The organism is Acinetobacter sp. Marseille-Q1618 (genome assembly GCF_902809855.1).
Taxonomy (GTDB): Bacteria; Pseudomonadota; Gammaproteobacteria; order Pseudomonadales; family Moraxellaceae; genus Acinetobacter.
The window spans coordinates 637,451-654,312 of the sequence record NZ_CADDWJ010000002.1; the positions used below are offsets into that span (position 1 = coordinate 637,451).

Below are 16,862 nucleotides of genomic sequence, written 5' to 3' on the forward strand. Positions count from 1 at the left end.
ATTTTGTCTATGAGTCTAAGCTTTGAAAATCATATTTGCAGGAACACCTGAATTTGCAGCACATGCGCTTGCAGCACTGTTAAAAACAAATCATGAAATTGTGGCAGTTTATACTCAACCAGACCGTAAAGCAGGTCGTGGACAAAAACTGACAGCGTCTGCAGTTAAACAATTGGCTTTAGAACACGATCTACCTGTTTATCAACCTTTAAATTTTAAAGCATCGACTGAAGAGGGTTTAGCCGCTCAGCACGCTTTGGCAAATTTAGATGCAGATGTGATGGTAGTTGCAGCTTATGGCTTGATCCTCCCACAAGCCGTTTTAGATACACCAAAATATGGCTGCTTAAATATTCATGGCTCACTCTTACCACGTTGGCGAGGTGCAGCACCAATCCAACGTGCTATTGCTACGGGTGACAATGAAACAGGTGTCACCATCATGAAAATGGCAGCGGGCTTAGACACGGGCGATATGATGTTCAAAACCATTTGCCCAATTGAAGCGACTGATACTTCTGCGACTTTGTATGACAAATTGGCACTACAAGGAGCGGAAGCAATTTGTACGGTACTGGCTTCTGAGCAAAGTTTACAAAAATATTTAGCAGAGCGAGAAGTACAAGATGAGGCCCTAACAGTCTATGCCACTAAACTGTCTAAAGCTGAAGCACACATCGACTGGTCGCTTGCAGCGGTGGAGATTGATCGTAATATTCGTGCCTTTAATCCTTGGCCTGTGGCATTTACCCCAATCGATGAAAATCATAACTTACGGGTATGGAATTCTGTTCTTTCACCTTTGGATGCGAGCAATAAACAAGCTGGTGAAATCATTGCATTAGACAAAAATGGCGTACATGTGGCATGTGGCGATCAGAAAGCCATCTGCATCACAAACTTACAATGGCCAGGTGGTAAAGCGCTAAATGCCGTACAAATTAACCAAACTCAAAAATTAACTGTAGGACAAATCTTCGCATGAGCCAAAAACATCCCACTGCAAAACCAACAGTGAATTTACGTGCGCAAGTGGTTCGTACTTTACTTTCTGTGCAAGATGGCAAGTCTTTAAATAGCTTTCTTCATCAAAATTTGGAAAATGTAGCTGAACGTGATCGTGCTTTATTTCATGAGTTAGTATTAGGAACTCTACGTCAATGGTATGCACTGAAAGCCATTACTTTACCTTTACTGAATAAACCATTAAATAATGCTTCGATCGAAACGTGCTTGTATCTCGGTTTATATCAGTTGCTCTGTACACGTATTCCTGCGCATGCAGCGATTTCTGAAACCGTGACTGCAACGAAGCAATTAGGTTATGAAGCTATGGGCGGCGTGGTAAATGCGATTCTACGTCGTGTTTCACGTGAAACCTCAGAATTCCAAACTGCGCTGGATCAAGCACATGGCTTGCCAAGTTGGTTATTTAAACGTTTAAAGAAAGATTGGTCTGAGTATGCAGATGAGCTGTGTCATAACTTAAAACAAACTGCATCACTCACGCTACGCATCAATGAACGTCAAGTCAGTCGTGATGAGTATCTAGATATTTTGGATGAGGCTGGGATCAACGCACATGCCTGTGATTTATCCAATGTTGGTATTGTACTTGAGCAAAATACCAACATCACTCATTTACCTGGTTTTGCAGAAGGTGGCTTTTCTGTTCAGGATGAGCATGCGCAACTCTGTGCAACATTGCTTCCCAACTTAGATGGTAAAATCGTGGTCGATGCTTGCGCTGCACCCGGTGGAAAAATTGCACACATTTTGGAAAAATTCCAACCCAAAAAACTGATTGCTCTTGATCATGATACCAAACGTTTAGTCCGTGTGTCAGAAAATTTAGAGCGTTTACAACTTAACACTATCAGTGAAGTGGAAATTTTAACTGCGGATGCTACCACATGGACTGCACCCGAAGCGGTGGACTGTATCGTGTTGGATGCACCATGTTCAGCGATTGGGGTGATGCGCCGCAATCCCGATATCCGTTTACTACGCCAGTCAAGTGACATCCAACAAACTGTCGATTTGCAAAAACAAATTTTAAATCAGATGTGGCAGCAACTCAAAGTTGGAGGCACTTTGCTGTATATCACTTGCTCGATTTTAAAGGCTGAAAATGAACAGCAAATGGTGAATTTCTTTGCCGAACATACCGATGCTCAAGAAATTAAAATTGAAGCAAAATGGGGTTTAAGTCAAATTCATGGTCGTCAACTATTACCTGAAACTGGTTTTGGTGATGGTTTTTATTATTGTAAAATCCAAAAAATTGCACAATGAGTTACTGACTTAAAATTTTATTTTGAAAACATCATAAAAAATGCCCAATCACATGATTGGGCATTTTTTATATTTATTTAATCAATAATTTAATCTTCAGCTTCATCAGGATTTTTAACCAGATGAATGGTTGCGAGAATCAAACCACCCCACAACAACACAATCGACAAAATCATCATCATAATTGCAGAAGTATTCATCTTATTTCTCCTCTGATACTTTGTCTTTCATCATGCTAAATAGTATTGAACCCAGAACAAAGAATACCAATACCGCACCACCAATCAACCATAAAGTTGATGCAGGATAACCGCCATAACCTTCAGTAATGACTGCTTTAATCGTGAGCAATAATGCTACTAATAAAGATAATGGTGTGATGACAGTCAGTAAGAAGTTCCAACCTGTACCCAGTTTAATACTTGAGTAACGGTTTACATGCTCTTGAAGCTGTTTCATCAATGGACGACGGAACCAAGACACCAAGATGATCGACAACAAACCACCGCCCACAATACCAATGTTATTGGCAAAGTAGTCAATGATGTCTACGAAAGTAATCGCACTGTGTGTTGAGAATATAATTGTTGAAATTATCGCTGAACCACCACCAATGATACTGACGGCTTTATTTTTAGACCAACCAAACTTATCTTGGAATGCAGCAATCGGTACTTGTAAAATACTCACCATAGAGGTGATCCCTGCTACAACCAATGAAGCAAAGAATAAGAAACCAAATAAATCACCACCTGCACCCATACTCGAAATGATTTTCGGGAAGGCAATAAAGGCTAAACCGATCCCGCCAGATACTACGTCTTTTACAGGAACACCTGAGCTTTGCGCCATGAATCCAAGCGCTGCAAATACCCCAATTCCCGCCAAGATTTCAAATGATGAGTTAGCTAATGCCACCACAACGCCTGAACCTGTCATATTGGCTTTTTTATTTAAATACGATGCATAGGTGAGCATGATCCCAAAGCCCACAGACAAAGAAAAGAAAATATGACCAAAGGCAGCTAACCATACTTTATAGTTTGTCATTGCTTCCCAGTTAGGCGTAAAGAATGCATTTAAACCTTCTGCTGCACCTGGTAAGCGTATTGCTTGAATTACCAAAATCGAGAATAAAATCACCAGTAAAGGCATAAAGATTTTATTGGCAAGTTCAACCCCACGACGCACACCGCCATAGAGAATGAACATTACCACTGCCCAGACAATCACTAAACCAAAAAATAAAGTAGGTACAAAACCAAACGCTAAGCCATCGCCATTTTGTAAATAGCTTTTAAAGAAAAAGCCTTCAGTATCTGCTCCCCATTGTTGACCAATGGAGTAGAACATATAACTGCCTGCCCATGACAAGACACTGGCATAATAAATCCCAATGACCAAAGTCACCATCACTTGCCACCAACCCAGTGATTCAGTATTCATTAATTTTTTATATGCGGTCGGTGGTGCTTTGCGGTATTTATGACCTACTGCATAGTCTAAAAACAAAAGTGGTAAACCTGCTGCAAAAATTGCAACCAAGTAAGGCACTAAAAACGCACCACCACCATTTTCATAAGCAACATAAGGGAATCGCCAAATATTCCCCAAACCTACGGCTGAACCAATAGCCGCTAAGATAAAGCCTGATCGTGCTGACCAGCTTTCACGATGATCTGACATAAAAAATACCTAAAATTCGTGGGCTCTCCATTGCCGCATATTGTCTTTATCGTGTGCTTGCAAAAAAGAGTCCAATTCCTAAATTCTTTGTTGTTTGAATAAAACAGCACCTTGTGAGCACTTTGTTGTTATCTCAAACCAACACTTTGTCGCGATTCCTTGCTTAAAGTAAATCTTAAAAAATGTTGTTTAATGGCGCAACAATACCTGTTTTCCTTGCCTTTTACTGTAATTTCTACACAAAATTTAACTTGATAATGAACTTTTTTTATTAATTGATTATTTTTTTATCCCTTTTCCTCCTTTTTTATCCTCGTCCATGGCAATGCATCGGTTTCACTTTACATGGTTCGGAATGCGATAATGCCCTGTAATTTTATATTCATGCAAAATATCATTTTCTCGAGTGCCTTGCCCAATATTATGAATAATTAATGGCGTTTTGGAGATGAGTGTGGTTTTATCAGACACTATCCCGATATGCACCAGACCTTTGCCCAAGTCCCATGTGACAATATCCCCTGCCCGATAATTTTGGTCTTGGACTGCATAACCTTGACGTTGAAAATACGTCATGATGTTCGGCACTCGGCGATGATCAATATTTTTATCGGTAGCTTTTAAACCCCATTTTTTTGGATACTTGGAGAAATTAGCTTTCATGTCCTCATGAATACGTTGCTGTAAATCAATGCCTTGGTGGCGTAACGCACGAATGACCACATCAGTGCAAACGCCTTTGATTATGGGGACATCTCCCATTGGATATTTCAATTGGGTATAGGCAGGATCGTAATACAGCGTTTTCCAAATCTGAGAGCGTGCATCTTGTACCAGTTTTTGCGGTTGAAATGCCCACAGCCATGTTGAAAAGCTCAACAAACAAAGTAACGTGAAAGCTTTTAAAATTAATTTTTTCATTCTTTTCATACACCGAAAGAGATAAAGAAATAATGATTTCTTTATCTCAAATGAATTTTATTGCTTAATCACCAATAACCGTTCTTCTTGCATATCACGAATCGCAGACTGAATGCCTTCTCGTCCTAAACCAGAATCCTTCACACCGCCATAAGGCATATTATCGACACGGAAAGTTGGAATATCGTTGATAATCACACCGCCAACATGCAAATGATCCCATGCATATAACATTTTATTCAGGTTTTGTGTATAGACACCTGCCTGTAAGCCAAAACGACTCTTATTGATGATGGCAATGCCTTTCTCAAAATCTTTATATTTTTCTAAAATCGCTACAGGGCCAAAGGCTTCATTTTGATAAATGTCTAAAGATTCATCGACATTTTCCAGTAAAGTCGGTTCAAATAACACACCGTTTAAACTACCGCCACAGAGAATTTTTGCGCCTTTTTTCTCAGCTTTATCGACCCATTTTTTCAGACGTTGTGCTTCTGACTCTTTGATCATCGGCCCAACCAAAGTCGTATCTAAAGTTGGATCGGCTGCTCGAATTTTTTTCAATTTCGCAAGCAACTTCTTTTTCAGCTCTGCATAAATATCAGCATGTGCCAAAATACGTTGCACACTGATACACACTTGCCCTGCATGTCCATACGCCCCACCGATCAAACGATCGACCAATGCATCGGTAATTTCGGTATCAGGCTCGATCAACACCGCAGCATTGCCACCCAATTCTAAAGTGACTTTTTTACGTCCTGCACGTGCTTTCATGTCCCAACCGACCACATCTGAGCCTGTGAAACTTAATAATTTAAAACGATCATCTGTCACTAACACATCAGCATGTTCACGTGGACATGGCAAAACTGAAAAAGCCGCTTTAGGTAAATCCGTTTCTGCCAAAACTTCAGCAATTTTTAAAGCAGAAATAGGCGTTAAGCTCGCAGGTTTCAATACAAATGGACAACCTGCGGCAATCGCAGGTGCGATTTTATGTGCGGTTAAATTTAATGGAAAATTAAAAGGACTGATCAATGATACTGCACCAATCGGTACATGCTGAATCATACTTCGATATGCCGCTGCCGCAGGTGTCACCGCCAAGGACATCAAACGACCATCATCCAACTGTGTCACTGCATCTGCTGCAATCTGGAAGGTATTAATTAAACGCTCAACTTCTGCTGCTGCTGCATTTTTCGGTTTTCCACCTTCAATAATCAAAAGTGTGGTTAATTCTTCTCGAAGTTCATTAAAACGCTTCACACAATGCAAGAGTATTTTTTGCTTTTGAAATGGTTTTAATGCTGCCATTTCCTGTTCAGCCTTAACTGCTGAGCTGATCGCTTTCTCTAAGGTTTTTGCATCTGCCAAGGCAACTTTGGCATAAACTTCACCTGTAAACTTATTTTCAACTTCAAGCCACTGCTGTGTTTTTGTGGCTTTACCCGCTACATATAATGGAAATTCCAACACTGCCATCATTTATCCCCTTTCATTTATTCTGATAATGCAAAATCATTTAAACCTCTATATCATGCCCTCAGTTCGCACAACTATGAAATGTATTTAAGTAACAATCTGCCCCAAAATACATATTTTCAGCCAGAGGATCATATGAAGTTAAAACAATTACCTATTTTTGTTGCTATATTAGGATTAAGCTCATTTGCCCAAGCCGACTTTATCGGCTTAAAAGGTGATATCAGCTATTGGAATGTGGATGGCAAAGCAAATATTGATGAAAAAAATTTAGCAGACCAAGATTTAGATCGTAAAGGTACTGTGCAAGTTTCTGCTGCTTTTGAACACCCTGTTCCAATTCTTCCAAATGTCAAAGTGAAATATACAAATCTAGACACAGAGACAGATCGTAATGAATTAAGCAAAACAGATATAAATTTAGATCATACAGATCTCATTTTATATTATGAAATTTTGGACAATATCATCAAAGCAGATATTGGTGTGGGTGCGACCCGTTTAAATGGTGATGTAAAACAATTTGGTACATCTGTGGATGTAGATGAATATTCACCTATTATTTATGCAGAAGTTGGTGGAAAGCTACCATTTACAGGCTTAAGCGCAAAAGCTGAAGCGACTTATACCAATGTCAATGATGTCAAAATCACAGATGCTCAAGCAGAAGTACAATATAACTTCGTACAAAGCATGTTATTAGATTTGGGCGCAAAAGTTGGTTATCGTGTTATGAATATTGAACTAGATGACATAGATAAACGAGATATGAAGTTTGAGTTCAAAGGTCCATATATCGGTTTAGATGCACATTTCTAAGCGTTTCATATACTAAAGCAAAATAAAAGCAGATCTTATGGTCTGCTTTTTTATGACACTTTGTAGGAAATAACCTACATAAATTACAGGAAATATCGTCTAGTGAAGTTTTTAAAAATTGCCTATTCTATAGACATAGGGAACAGGAAGTTTCCCAGACACAAAACAACAATAATCGGTCTGAGCATCAGGAACGTGAGATTAGACAGGAGTCAAATCTAACTAACCAATACAAAGCAACCCCGTCAGGATGATGGGGTTTCTTTTTATCTTTTTTATCATAATAGAGTTTTTAAATACGCAACTATCTCTTGATTTTCAGCCATTTCTGCAAGCGCCAAAGCAGTATATTGTGATTTATAGTGGAGATCTGCACCTTGCTCAATTAAGAGTTTTACAACATCTAAATGATCATTTTCAGCAGCAGCTTGCAATGCGCTATAACCTTCTTCATCTGTGGTATTTGCATCTGCACCACCAGCAAGACACTTTTTGACTTGCTCCAAATCACCTAAAGATGACCAATAAACAAGTTCAGGAAGATGTAATTCTTCATCATCTTCAGGGATTTGGGAAAATGAATTTAATTCCATTATGGCAACTCAATGATAAGATTTTTTATATTATGTATTTGTTAAACTCAGATCAACATTAAAATTTTGTTGCAACTCTAAGATTCTGTAAAAATTCAATCTATAAAACATCTTATAAATAAAAAACTATTTTTTAAATTCTCTAAAACCAAATCTAAAAATTAAAAAGCCTCCAATATATGGAGGCTCTAAAGGTCAGCTCAATTAAGCTTTTGCAGCAACACCTGAACTTGCACCTATTTTTTCAGATTCATCATCATTCATAATTAAAGCCACAGCGATAGCTGTAATTAACACAGGTAATCCAACTGCAATAAAATTAAAATGCGCAGGTAGGTTCATTCCCAACAAACCACCAATTAAAATTGGTCCAACAATTGCGCCCATACGACCAATCGCTGAAGACCAGCCAATCCCTGTTGAGCGAATCGCAAGTGGATAATATTGCGCAACATAACTATATAGCAACATTTGTGAGCCAATCGACGCTGCACCTGCCAAAAATACTAAAATGTATAACAGGAATTGATTTGATTGGAAGCCCATTAAGCTCATTACAATCGCGCCTACAATACCTAAACACATTAAAACAGGTTTTAAATGAAAACGATCTGCTAAAACGCCACCACCCACAATGCCTACAACCGCACCAACATTCATGACCATCATAAACATGAGGCTGTTATCCATTGAATAACCTGCTGCCATCATTAATTTCGGCAACCAACTACTTAATGCATACATGGTTAATAAACATGTGAAAAATGCTAACCAAAATAAAAGCGTATTTGTTGCTCGCCCACGACGGAACAAACTCACCACATTTGCCGCTTCAGGTACTTCAACTTTAGGTAAAGTAAAAGTTGTATTTTCTGTTAAGGTTAAGTTTGGAGCCAAACGACGTACAATAGTTCTGGCTTTTTCCTGTTTATTTTCTTTCACTATAAATGCCAAAGATTCAGGTAAAAATTTCCAAATCACAGGCAATAAAAATAAAGGAATGCCTGCAATAAAAAACATGATTTGCCAACCAAAACTTGGAGTAAACCATGCACCCAATAATGCAGCCATGACCCCACCCACAGCATAGCCACTAAACATAGTAGTAACTAATGTGCTACGCATTTTCATCGGGGCATATTCAGAAGTTAGCGCAACGAGGTTCGGCATTACCCCACCAATTCCTAAACCTGCTAAAAAGCGTAAAATTGCAAATTCAGTCGGATTAGAAGCAAAACCACCCGCAAAAGTAAGACCACTAAATAACACAATACAAATCATAATGACTTTTTTACGACCGATTTTATCAGCCAAAGAGCCAAAAAACATCGCACCAAACATCATACCTGCAAGTGCTGTACTTGCCAGCATACCTGCTTGTACTGCAGATAATCCCCAATCTTGCATTAAAAGAGGTAACACCACCCCATTAATTGCTAAATCATAGCCATCAAATAAAATAATCAATAAGCACCAAGCCACTACATTGAAGTGAAACGAGGTGAATTTCGCCTTATCGACTACAGAATTAATATCTACGTTTTCCATTGTCATCGTTCTCATCTCCCATGAGTACTTGTCCAAAATTTCACATGAATTTTTTAGTAAAATTCAAAGTTGGCGAAATATACATAAGCCTATTTTTATGGACAATTAGACATAGGGATAATAAAATTTTATAGACATATAAAATACATAAATAAATGATTTTAATATTTAATTTTGAATATATAGATTAGTTAAAATCAGTTAGAGATTTTCTATTTTTATTCTTAACTAACTTCATATTTGATTTATTTCTATAATATTTATCTATTATTTTCTCTAACTTTTTACTCTATTTTTCTAATTTTATCTTTCTCTTTTGCATAAAAAAATCCCCCTGCGCTATAAGCATCAGAGGGATTTGAATAATGAGCTGGCGATGACTTACTCTCACATGGGTAACCCCACACTACCATCAGCGCTAAGAGGTTTCACTTCTGAGTTCGGGAAGGGATCAGGTGGTTCACTCTTGCTATTGTCGCCAGCACAACTGTTTATGGATACTTGCTTAGTCTTACTTGTTTGCTAAGGTTTTTTCCAAAAGAGTTATTAACAGAATTTAATTTGAGCGAAATTGTATGTTCAAGCGTTATCTGAATCAAGTATTTTTAGATCATTTGATCTTTAATGAATCAATTAAGCTTTATACAACAACTGTTTGGGTGTTGTATAGTCAAGCCTCACGATCAATTAGTATTGGTCAGCTTCATACGTCGCCGTACTTCCACATCCAACCTATCAACGTCCTAGTCTTGAACGGATCTTTAGAGGACATAAAGTCCTAGGGAAATCTTATCTTGAGGTAGGCTTCCCGCTTAGATGCTTTCAGCGGTTATCCCTTCCGAACATAGCTACCCGGCGATGCGACTGGCGTCACAACCGGTACACCAGAGGTTCGTCCACTCTGGTCCTCTCGTACTAGGAGCAGATCCTCTCAAATTTCCAGCGCCCACGGTAGATAGGGACCGAACTGTCTCACGACGTTCTAAACCCAGCTCGCGTACCTCTTTAAATGGCGAACAGCCATACCCTTGGGACCTGCTTCAGCCCCAGGATGAGATGAGCCGACATCGAGGTGCCAAACACCGCCGTCGATATGAACTCTTGGGCGGTATCAGCCTGTTATCCCCAGAGTACCTTTTATCCGTTGAGCGATGGCCCTTCCATACAGAACCACCGGATCACTAAGACCTACTTTCGTACCTGCTCGACTTGTGGGTCTCGCAGTTAAGCGCGCTTTTGCCTTTATACTCTACGCGTGATTTCCGACCACGCTGAGCGCACCTTCGTACTCCTCCGTTACTCTTTAGGAGGAGACCGCCCCAGTCAAACTACCCACCAGACATGGTCCTCGCTCCAGATTATGGAGCAGAGTTAGAACCTCAATATTACCAGGGTGGTATTTCAAGATTGGCTCCACCGAAACTAGCGTCTCGGTTTCAAAGCCTCCCACCTATCCTACACAAGTAAGATCAAAGTTCAATGTCAAGCTGCAGTAAAGGTTCACGGGGTCTTTCCGTCTAGCCGCGGGTACACCGCATCTTCACGGCGATTTCGATTTCACTGAGCCTCTGCTGGAGACAGCGCCCCCATCATTATGCCATTCGTGCAGGTCGGAACTTACCCGACAAGGAATTTCGCTACCTTAGGACCGTTATAGTTACGGCCGCCGTTTACTGGGGCTTCGATCAAGAGCTTCGCTTACGCTAACCCCATCAATTAACCTTCCAGCACCGGGCAGGCATCACACCCTATACGTCCACTTTCGTGTTTGCAGAGTGCTATGTTTTTAATAAACAGTTGCAGGGGCCTAGTTTCTGTGGCTGCCAACAGCTCATCCCGCGAGGGGAATCACCACCGGCAGCGTACCTTCTCCCGAAGTTACGGTACCATTTTGCCTAGTTCCTTCAGCAGAGTTCTCTCAAGCGCTTTGGTCTACTCGACCTGACCACCTGTGTCGGTTTCGGGTACGATTCCTGTGTAACTGAAGCTTAGAGACTTTTCTTGGAAGTATGGTATCAGCCACTTTACTGTACAAGTACAGCTTGATATCAGTTCTCAGCATAGAGTACCCCGGATTTGCCTAAGATACATGCCTACAACCTTTCACCTGGACAACCAACGCCAGGCTGACTTAACCTTCTCCGTCCTCTCATCGCATTACACAGAAGTATTGGAATATTAACCAATTTCCCATCGACTACGCCTCTCGGCCTCGCCTTAGGGGTCGACTCACCCAGCCCCGATTAACGTTGGACTGGAACCCTTGGTCTTTCAGCGAACGGGTTTTTCACCCGTTTTGTCGTTACTCACGTCAGCATTCGCACTTCTGATACCTCCAGCAGACTTCTCAATCCACCTTCATCGGCTTACAGAACGCTCCCCTACCACGTATACATTGTATACATCCGCAGCTTCGGCATATAGTTTTAGCCCCGTTACATCTTCCGCGCAGGCCGACTCGACTAGTGAGCTATTACGCTTTCTTTAAAGGGTGGCTGCTTCTAAGCCAACCTCCTAGCTGTCTATGCCTTCCCACATCGTTTCCCACTTAACTATAATTTTGGGGCCTTAGCTGGCGGTCTGGATTGTTTTCCTCTTGACTACGGACGTTAGCACCCGCAGTCTGTCTCCCGGATAGTACTCATTGGTATTCGGAGTTTGCATCGGTTTGGTAAGTCGGGATGACCCCCTAGCCGAAACAGTGCTCTACCCCCAATGGTATTCGTCCGAGGCGCTACCTAAATAGCTTTCGGGGAGAACCAGCTATCACCGAGTTTGATTAGCCTTTCACCCCTATCCACAAGTCATCCCCTGGCTTTTCAACGACAGTGGGTTCGGTCCTCCAGTTAGTGTTACCCAACCTTCAACCTGCTCATGGATAGATCACCCGGTTTCGGGTCTATACCCAGCAACTATGCGCCCTATTAAGACTCGATTTCTCTACGGCTCCCCTATTCGGTTAACCTTGCTACTGAATATAAGTCGCTGACCCATTATACAAAAGGTACGCAGTCACCAAACAAGTTGGCTCCCACTGCTTGTATGCATGCGGTTTCAGGATCTATTTCACTCCCCTCACAGGGGTTCTTTTCGCCTTTCCCTCACGGTACTGGTTCACTATCGGTCAGTCAGGAGTATTTAGCCTTGGAGGATGGTCCCCCCATATTCAGACAAGGTTTCACGTGCCTCGCCCTACTCGTCATCATTATATGTGCCCTTTCGTGTACGGGACTATCACCCTCTACGGTCGCACTTCCCAGAGCATTCCGCTAAAACACATATAACTTAATGGGCTGATCCCCGTTCGCTCGCCGCTACTGAGGGAATCTCAATTGATTTCTTTTCCTAAGGGTACTGAGATGTTTCACTTCCCCTCGTTCGCCTCATATGACTATGTATTCATCATATGATACCTACCTTATGGTAAGTGGGTTTCCCCATTCAGAAATCTCCGGATCACAGGATATTTGCCGCCTCCCCGAAGCTTATCGCAGGCTATTACGTCTTTCATCGCCTCTGACTGCCAAGGCATCCACCACATGCACTTAATTACTTGACTATACAACCCCAAACAGTCGTTAACCCCTACAAGTAGGATTAAGACAATTAAGTAAATAATAAATTATTTATTTAATTTACAGTTCGAAGTACTGTGTATCTAAACACTGTACAGCTTCAATTAGATTCATATACCAAAACGCTTGATTCAGTTTTATCGCTAGTTACTCATTTCATTTAACTTTCACAATTGCTTGCTAAGTTAACTAAAACGAGTATGAACAATTTATTTCAACTCAAATATATTCTGTTAATGATTAACTACCGCCTCGTCAGCAAGTAGTAAACTGTGATAAATCACAGAAATTAATCAATTCAATTTTCATCAAATTCATTAATTTCTATAATCTATTATTTAGCCCGTACTCTTTAAAGTACATGGTGGAGACTAGGAGAGTCGAACTCCTGACCTCCTGCGTGCAAAGCAGGCGCTCTACCAACTAAGCTAAGTCCCCAGTTAAGATCTTAATGTATTCTGCTTTTCTGCACTCTTATCAGTAGTGGTGGGTCTGACAAGACTTGAACTTGTGACCCCACGCTTATCAAGCGTGTGCTCTAACCAACTGAGCTACAGACCCTCAGATACATCAATGAAGAACAACTTGTTGTGGATTCTTACCAATCGTCAATCTTTCGTTAAGGAGGTGATCCAGCCGCAGGTTCCCCTACGGCTACCTTGTTACGACTTCACCCCAGTCGTCGACCACACCGTGGTAAGCGTCCTCCTTGCGGTTAGACTACCTACTTCTGGTGCAATAAACTCCCATGGTGTGACGGGCGGTGTGTACAAGGCCCGGGAACGTATTCACCGCGGCATTCTGATCCGCGATTACTAGCGATTCCGACTTCATGGAGTCGAGTTGCAGACTCCAATCCGGACTACGATCGGCTTTTTGAGATTAGCATCCTATCGCTAGGTAGCAACCCTTTGTACCGACCATTGTAGCACGTGTGTAGCCCTGGTCGTAAGGGCCATGATGACTTGACGTCGTCCCCGCCTTCCTCCAGTTTGTCACTGGCAGTATCCTTAAAGTTCCCATCCGAAATGCTGGCAAGTAAGGAAAAGGGTTGCGCTCGTTGCGGGACTTAACCCAACATCTCACGACACGAGCTGACGACAGCCATGCAGCACCTGTATGTAGATTCCCGAAGGCACCAATCCATCTCTGGAAAGTTTCTACTATGTCAAGACCAGGTAAGGTTCTTCGCGTTGCATCGAATTAAACCACATGCTCCACCGCTTGTGCGGGCCCCCGTCAATTCATTTGAGTTTTAGTCTTGCGACCGTACTCCCCAGGCGGTCTACTTATCGCGTTAGCTGCGCCACTAAAGCCTCAAAGGCCCCAACGGCTAGTAGACATCGTTTACGGCATGGACTACCAGGGTATCTAATCCTGTTTGCTCCCCATGCTTTCGTACCTCAGCGTCAGTATTAGGCCAGATGGCTGCCTTCGCCATCGGTATTCCTCCAGATCTCTACGCATTTCACCGCTACACCTGGAATTCTACCATCCTCTCCCATACTCTAGCTTCCCAGTATCGAATGCAATTCCCAAGTTAAGCTCGGGGATTTCACATCCGACTTAAAAAGCCGCCTACGTACGCTTTACGCCCAGTAAATCCGATTAACGCTCGCACCCTCTGTATTACCGCGGCTGCTGGCACAGAGTTAGCCGGTGCTTATTCTGCGAGTAACGTCCACTCATCTTGGGTATTAACCAAAAGAGCCTCCTCCTCGCTTAAAGTGCTTTACAACCATAAGGCCTTCTTCACACACGCGGCATGGCTGGATCAGGGTTCCCCCCATTGTCCAATATTCCCCACTGCTGCCTCCCGTAGGAGTCTGGGCCGTGTCTCAGTCCCAGTGTGGCGGATCATCCTCTCAGACCCGCTACAGATCGTCGCCTTGGTAGGCCTTTACCCCACCAACTAGCTAATCCGACTTAGGCTCATCTATTAGCGCAAGGTCACAAGTGATCCCCTGCTTTCCCCCGTAGGGCGTATGCGGTATTAGCATCCCTTTCGGAATGTTGTCCCCCACTAATAGGCAGATTCCTAAGTATTACTCACCCGTCCGCCGCTAGGTCAGTTACCGAAGCAACTCACCCCGCTCGACTTGCATGTGTTAAGCCTGCCGCCAGCGTTCAATCTGAGCCATGATCAAACTCTTCAGTTAAAATCATTTGTGCCTTTATTAAAGAATAAGACACCAATTCTGGCTCATCAATTACTGACAAATTCTCTCAAATAAACTTCGAGTAATTTAAACCAATCAATCAATGATAATTATTTCGATTAATCAATCAGTAAAAATCCACACAAGTTGTTCTTCATATTCTCTTAATGAATTATTTATCACCTCGTCAGTGATAAATAAAACGCAATAAACATTTAACAACTTAACCCGTTAAGCTAAGTTCGTTTGCTGTATCGCGTTGGGATGAGCTCATTATAGGGCAATTTCTTACCTATGCAAGTGCTTTTAACTGATTGTTTTATTGAGTGTCTTTTTTTTATGCACCAATATGATGCAATTTCATACTATTTTAAACATAAGTTTTTAATTATAAAGCAGAAATATTAATAAAATATTTCTGCTTTATTTTTAGATTTATTTTTTTGCAGTATTTACTTTTGTTTGAATACTAATAATTTTTACCGCTTGTGTCGGTACATTTTGGTATGGACCAACATTTTGCGTCGGAACATTCACGATTTTATCTACAATATTCATTCCTTGAGTAACTTTTCCAAATACTGCATAACCAGGATTTCCTGTGGCTTTATTTAAGAAGTCATTATTAGCAACATTAATAAAAAACTGACTGGTTGCTGAGTTTGGATCATTGGTTCTTGCCATCGCCAATGTACCTCTAGCATTTTTTAAGCCATTACTTGCTTCATTTTTAATAGCCGCTTGTGTTGGCTTTTCTTGCATATTGCTATTAAAGCCACCGCCTTGAATCATGAAGCCTGGAATCACACGGTGAAAAATCGTTCCATTATAAAATTGACTATTAACATAATTTTTAAAATTTTTTACGGAAATTGGTGCTTGTTGATCATATAGCTCAATTTCAATATCACCCTGATTCGTTTTAATTTGCATTTGCGTATTTGCAAAAAGCTGACTAGATGCTGCTAGAAGCAAAAAAGATAGACTGAGTTTTTTCATTACATATTTTCCTGATTTAGATTTAGGCTTTTCATTCATAGAAACTTATATTAGTGTAGTATTTATAAATAAAAAATTAACATTTATTAATAGAATAGTAAGGGATGATTGACATGGAAAATGTAAAGCACACTTCACTACCTTGGCATTTAAATGGCGAAGGCTTTATTCTTAATTATTGGATTAGTCCTCAATTTACCCACAAATATTCAAAAATGGGAATTTTACCGACAACTTTTGGTCGTTTAGTGCAAGTGATATTAGTTCGTTATCATAACTCTCCTGTTGGCCCTTATGATGAGTTATTGATTTTGGATCATCCGCTTAAAAATATAAATCACTTATCTACTATTCCTAAAATTTATGTTTCTAACCAAATATCTGTAGATGAAGGTCGTCATCATTGGGGTATTCCCAAAGAACTGGCTCAATTTGAATGGCGCCGTCATAATCATCAATTATTTTGTTATATTTCTCATCAAGACCAAGAGCTTTCCTTACATCTTAAATTTTCTAAAAATAATTTCTCTCGTGCAATTTCTTCAAAATTTATACCTGATACATTGTTGAATATTCGACAATACCATGATCATGTTCAATATGATTTTCAACCTCAGTTTTGTGGAACTTTAGGGCTTATTTCTCAAGCACATTGGAAGAATACCCAAGATATTTTCCCAGATTTTTCAAAAGCACGCTTTTTAAAAGGCTTTTATGCACCAAACTTTGAACTTATTTTTCCAGAAGCGATAAAGCAACACTTATTAGTAAAGTGAGCT

General features: G+C 40.8%; 11 protein-coding genes, 2 tRNA genes and 3 rRNA genes. 4 read left to right on the top strand and 12 right to left on the bottom strand.

Going from position 1 to position 16,862, the window contains the following annotated elements:
• Positions 1–22 precede the first annotated feature (22 nt).
• Together fmt and rsmB are read left to right on the top strand one after the other, a co-directional pair.
• A complete protein-coding gene (gene fmt / locus HUS24_RS10175) occupies positions 23–985 on the top strand; it encodes a methionyl-tRNA formyltransferase (protein WP_173911919.1) in 963 nt (320 codons plus the stop codon).
• A complete protein-coding gene (rsmB, locus tag HUS24_RS10180) occupies positions 982–2,295 on the top strand; it encodes a 16S rRNA (cytosine(967)-C(5))-methyltransferase RsmB (protein WP_173911920.1) in 1,314 nt (437 codons plus the stop codon). The genes fmt and rsmB overlap by 4 nt, the downstream gene beginning before the upstream one ends.
• A gap of 89 nt (positions 2,296–2,384) precedes the next feature.
• Here rsmB and HUS24_RS10185 read toward each other — a convergent pair whose 3' ends face one another.
• The 4 genes from HUS24_RS10185 to HUS24_RS10200 form a co-directional block, all read right to left on the bottom strand.
• A complete protein-coding gene (locus HUS24_RS10185) occupies positions 2,385–2,495 on the bottom strand; it encodes a methionine/alanine import family NSS transporter small subunit (RefSeq protein WP_173911921.1) in 111 nt (36 codons plus the stop codon).
• Between the two features lies 1 nt (position 2,496).
• Positions 2,497–3,981, bottom strand: a complete 1,485-nt coding sequence (locus tag HUS24_RS10190; protein WP_173911922.1) for a sodium-dependent transporter — start codon at positions 3,979–3,981, stop codon at positions 2,497–2,499.
• A 336-nt stretch (positions 3,982–4,317) separates the two neighbouring features.
• Positions 4,318–4,911: a DUF1287 domain-containing protein gene (locus HUS24_RS10195; protein ID WP_173911923.1), complete on the bottom strand. Its 594-nt coding sequence runs from the start codon at positions 4,909–4,911 to the stop codon at positions 4,318–4,320.
• A gap of 48 nt (positions 4,912–4,959) precedes the next feature.
• On the bottom strand, positions 4,960–6,393 hold the full coding sequence (locus tag HUS24_RS10200) for an aldehyde dehydrogenase family protein (protein ID WP_173911924.1): 1,434 nt from the start codon (positions 6,391–6,393) through the stop codon (positions 4,960–4,962).
• A gap of 132 nt (positions 6,394–6,525) precedes the next feature.
• Here HUS24_RS10200 and HUS24_RS10205 point away from each other — a divergent pair, with 132 nt between their 5' ends.
• On the top strand, positions 6,526–7,209 hold the full coding sequence (locus HUS24_RS10205) for a TIGR04219 family outer membrane beta-barrel protein (protein WP_173911925.1): 684 nt from the start codon (positions 6,526–6,528) through the stop codon (positions 7,207–7,209).
• A gap of 278 nt (positions 7,210–7,487) precedes the next feature.
• On the opposite strand, the gene HUS24_RS10210 is transcribed toward HUS24_RS10205, so the two are convergent.
• The 8 genes from HUS24_RS10210 to HUS24_RS10245 all read right to left on the bottom strand — a co-directional run bounded on the left by HUS24_RS10210 (position 7,488) and on the right by HUS24_RS10245 (position 16,083).
• Complete coding sequence (locus HUS24_RS10210) at positions 7,488–7,802, bottom strand: ankyrin repeat domain-containing protein (protein WP_173911926.1); 315 nt, start codon at positions 7,800–7,802, stop codon at positions 7,488–7,490.
• A gap of 204 nt (positions 7,803–8,006) precedes the next feature.
• Positions 8,007–9,356: an aromatic acid/H+ symport family MFS transporter gene (locus HUS24_RS10215; protein WP_173911927.1), complete on the bottom strand. Its 1,350-nt coding sequence runs from the start codon at positions 9,354–9,356 to the stop codon at positions 8,007–8,009.
• 362 nt (positions 9,357–9,718) lie between these two features.
• A 5S ribosomal RNA gene (gene rrf / locus HUS24_RS10220) occupies positions 9,719–9,833 on the bottom strand.
• 183 nt (positions 9,834–10,016) lie between these two features.
• Positions 10,017–12,909 (bottom strand): 23S ribosomal RNA (locus HUS24_RS10225).
• A gap of 378 nt (positions 12,910–13,287) precedes the next feature.
• A tRNA-Ala gene (locus HUS24_RS10230) sits at positions 13,288–13,363 on the bottom strand.
• 46 nt (positions 13,364–13,409) lie between these two features.
• A tRNA-Ile gene (locus HUS24_RS10235) sits at positions 13,410–13,486 on the bottom strand.
• Between the two features lie 59 nt (positions 13,487–13,545).
• Positions 13,546–15,084 (bottom strand): 16S ribosomal RNA (locus tag HUS24_RS10240).
• The 16S, 23S and 5S rRNA genes sit together here with 2 tRNA genes alongside, the layout of an rRNA operon.
• Before the next feature lie 435 nt (positions 15,085–15,519).
• Positions 15,520–16,083 carry a peptidylprolyl isomerase gene (locus HUS24_RS10245; protein ID WP_173911928.1) on the bottom strand — a complete coding sequence of 188 codons (564 nt, stop codon included), beginning with the start codon at positions 16,081–16,083 and terminating at the stop codon, positions 15,520–15,522.
• Positions 16,084–16,196: 113 nt separating this feature from the next.
• On the opposite strand from HUS24_RS10245, the gene HUS24_RS10250 reads away from it, so the two are divergent.
• Complete coding sequence (locus HUS24_RS10250) at positions 16,197–16,859, top strand: acetoacetate decarboxylase family protein (protein WP_254433846.1); 663 nt, start codon at positions 16,197–16,199, stop codon at positions 16,857–16,859.
• Positions 16,860–16,862 lie beyond the last annotated feature (3 nt).

Coding starts and splice junctions, on each gene's coding strand:
- rsmB (WP_173911920.1), top strand. CDS start 982: ATGAGCCAAAAACATCCCACTGCAAAACCAACAGTGAATTTACGTGCG.
- HUS24_RS10205 (WP_173911925.1), top strand. CDS start 6,526: ATGAAGTTAAAACAATTACCTATTTTTGTTGCTATATTAGGATTAAGC.
- HUS24_RS10200 (WP_173911924.1), bottom strand. CDS start 6,393: ATGATGGCAGTGTTGGAATTTCCATTATATGTAGCGGGTAAAGCCACA.
- HUS24_RS10185 (WP_173911921.1), bottom strand. CDS start 2,495: ATGAATACTTCTGCAATTATGATGATGATTTTGTCGATTGTGTTGTTG.
- HUS24_RS10215 (WP_173911927.1), bottom strand. CDS start 9,356: ATGACAATGGAAAACGTAGATATTAATTCTGTAGTCGATAAGGCGAAA.
- HUS24_RS10190 (WP_173911922.1), bottom strand. CDS start 3,981: ATGTCAGATCATCGTGAAAGCTGGTCAGCACGATCAGGCTTTATCTTA.
- HUS24_RS10245 (WP_173911928.1), bottom strand. CDS start 16,083: ATGAAAAAACTCAGTCTATCTTTTTTGCTTCTAGCAGCATCTAGTCAG.
- HUS24_RS10210 (WP_173911926.1), bottom strand. CDS start 7,802: ATGGAATTAAATTCATTTTCCCAAATCCCTGAAGATGATGAAGAATTA.
- HUS24_RS10195 (WP_173911923.1), bottom strand. CDS start 4,911: ATGAAAAGAATGAAAAAATTAATTTTAAAAGCTTTCACGTTACTTTGT.
- HUS24_RS10250 (WP_254433846.1), top strand. CDS start 16,197: ATGGAAAATGTAAAGCACACTTCACTACCTTGGCATTTAAATGGCGAA.